The organism is Cytobacillus firmus NBRC 15306 (genome assembly GCF_001591465.1).
GTDB lineage: Bacteria > Bacillota > Bacilli > Bacillales > Cytobacillaceae > Cytobacillus > Cytobacillus firmus.
The window spans coordinates 1-2,410 of sequence record NZ_BCUY01000179.1 but is presented as its reverse complement, the minus strand read 5'-3'; the positions used below and the strand labels follow the sequence as shown (position 1 = coordinate 2,410).

Sequence of the window (2,410 nt, the reverse complement as noted above, 5' to 3'; positions counted from 1 at the left end):
ACCTTTTGATAAGATGAGGATGCTGATAAGATTGATTTACTTCACCGGTACCCGGCATTGATCGGGCAGTGAAACCGACCATGGAAGCATCTTTTGGATGACTTCGTCATTGTTCACATCCACAGTGGGAAGCTGCTGAAATAGGTAGAGAAGGTATTCATAGGGATTTAGCCCGTTTTCCTTCGCTGTCTCCACTATGCTGTACACGATCGCGCTCCCTCGTGCGCCTCGTGGTGTATTTGAAAAGAGCCAGTTTTTCCTGCCGATTACAAACGGCTTGATAGCTCGCTCACTCCGGTTATTGTCGATCTCCAATCGGCCATCTTGTAAGAAAGCCTCTAATAATTCCCACTGGTTGAGACCATAAGTGATTGCTTCGCCCAATTTCGATTTTGGTGCCACTTGAGGCTGTTTCGTTTGAAGCCATGCCAAAAAGAGGTCCAGGACCGGCTTGCTTTTTTCAAGCCGTACCTCGTACCGTTTTTCGGAGGATTCTTTTTTGATTGCCCGTTCAATGGCATACAGCTGGTTACAGAACTGCAAGCCTTCGGCAGAGGCAGTCTGTTTCCCTTTTGCTGAAGGTGGCGCCGCTTTTAATGCCTCGTCGAATTTGCGACGGGCGTGTGCCCAACAGCCAACCAAGATTACATCCGGGACTTTCAGGTAACCCGAATAGCCATCCACTTGAAGATAACCACTGAAGGTTTCCAAAAAGTGTTTGGCGTGCTCACCTTTGCGTGAAGGCTGATAGTCGTACAGGACAATCGGGGGACCGTCGGTCCCTGTCCGATATAGCCAAACATAGGATTTGGCTGTCGCATCGCGGCCTGGTTCGCGCAAGACTTGAAGTGTGGTTTCGTCGGCATGGGCAATGGGCTGTTTGACCAATTCCTGATGCATGCGATCATACAATATGGAAAGCCACTTTTCCGCACCATACAAAACCCAGTTCGCCATCGTTTGGCGTGACAGGTTCACGCCGAGACGTTGGAAGTACTTTTCCTGCCGGTACAAAGGCAGACCTTCCACATATTTTTGTGTGATGATATGCGCCATGATCGACGGGGAAGCCAGACTTTTCGGGAAGACCGAAGGAGGCATGGGTGCCGTGACGATTGGCGTTTCTGTGCCATGTTGCTCACAGTGGCGGCAGGCGTAGACGAAGCGTTTATGCTCGATCACTTTCACCTTTGCCGGTTCTATGGCCAGTTCCTTCCGGACCTCGACGCTCATTTCGTGTAGTCCGTGACCGCAACACGAACAAGCCTGGTCCGCATCGGCCAATCGATACTCGATTGTTTCCGTCGGCAGGCTGCTTAGGGATGTTTCACGCTGACCTCGCTTTTTCTTACGGCGATACGTGATTGTTTCGTGTATGGGCTCCGATACAGTTGGATCGGCTAGTTGTTCGGCTTCGTTAAACAACAGAAGCGCTAATTGGTCGTCATCCGTCTTTTCGCTGGAAGAGCCGAATCGTTTTTGTTGGCTAAGGCGGAATTGTTCTTCATACCACTTGATTTTAGCCGTCAGCTCTTCCACCTGTGCCTGAAGCGACTCAATTGTTGGTTCAGCTGGTGGAGTTTGTACGTTCGTTTTCATACTAAGCAATATTCGACAAATATGCACAAACTCCTTCTTTCCGATTGAAAATATCACACAATCCTTTGCGATTGCACGGCGGGGTGTGCCTGCTTTTGAGAGAGGGACAATCCATCCAGCAGCCAGCGTAATTGTTTTCTCGTAACGGCCATCGGGATGGCATTGTTTCCAGACGGCCACTGGAAGGTTCCTCTCTCAAGGCGCCGATAATGAAGCCAGAAACCATTGTGGTCCCATTGCAGGATTTTCAATTTATCGCGTGAGCGATTGCAGAAAACAAACAAGCAGTGGCTGAATGGATTGAGTTCAAAGGTTTCCTGTACAATGGCAGCCAATCCATCAATCGATTTTCGCAGATCGGTGGGCCCTTGTGCCAGGTACACCTTATCGATTGTTACTTCGTCAATCATTTTCCTGTCAATGCCTTCAAGACTTGACGCAACAGCGCCTCGCTAAAGCCTTCGTTGACTTCGATCGTGACACCGCCGGCCCGAAGTCGGATTGGTGTCGGGGAAGACGACCAAGTCTCAGCCGGGGTGACGTCCAATGTCATCCACTGAACAGGTGAAGGTGTAACCGGCGTGGAGTTTTGGAATTTTTTCATCCAATAGCAGAACTGATGGTAGGGTAGGTCTTTGTTTCGACAAAAAGCTCTTTTCGATAATCCGCTAGAAGCGAAATCTTCAAAACGCTCCTTCCATTGTTGTTCGAGCGTTGGGTTCATAAAAAAACCTCCTTCAAGCTTGTAAACTTAAGGAGATTATCTCATGGTTGTTTTTAAGGTTGTAGGTGGGCACAGTTTTACGCTTAC

Annotated in this window: 3 protein-coding genes; all 3 read right to left on the bottom strand. The window is 49.0% G+C overall.

Translation table 11 applies throughout. The features are described from left to right. Nucleotides 1–36: 36 nt before the first annotated feature. From tnpC to tnpA, 3 genes are read right to left on the bottom strand one after another with little or no spacing between them, the layout of a single operon-like run. Nucleotides 37–1,599, bottom strand: a complete 1,563-nt coding sequence (gene tnpC / locus BFI01S_RS21580; protein WP_061794404.1) for an IS66 family transposase — start codon at nt 1,597–1,599, stop codon at nt 37–39. 53 nt (nt 1,600–1,652) lie between these two features. Further along, nucleotides 1,653–2,009: an IS66 family insertion sequence element accessory protein TnpB gene (gene tnpB, locus BFI01S_RS21575; RefSeq protein WP_061794403.1), complete on the bottom strand. Its 357-nt coding sequence runs from the start codon at nt 2,007–2,009 to the stop codon at nt 1,653–1,655. Then, a complete protein-coding gene (tnpA, locus tag BFI01S_RS21570; RefSeq protein ID WP_061794402.1) occupies nt 2,006–2,323 on the bottom strand; it encodes an IS66 family insertion sequence element accessory protein TnpA in 318 nt (105 codons plus the stop codon). Before tnpA ends, tnpB begins: the two co-directional genes overlap by 4 nt. Nucleotides 2,324–2,410 lie beyond the last annotated feature (87 nt).

What these genes read in the sequence shown, in the direction of transcription:
- tnpC (WP_061794404.1), bottom strand. Translation starts at nt 1,599, where the DNA reads ATGAAAACGAACGTACAAACTCCACCAGCTGAACCAACAATTGAGTCG.
- tnpB (WP_061794403.1), bottom strand. Translation starts at nt 2,009, where the DNA reads ATGATTGACGAAGTAACAATCGATAAGGTGTACCTGGCACAAGGGCCC.
- tnpA (WP_061794402.1), bottom strand. Translation starts at nt 2,323, where the DNA reads ATGAACCCAACGCTCGAACAACAATGGAAGGAGCGTTTTGAAGATTTC.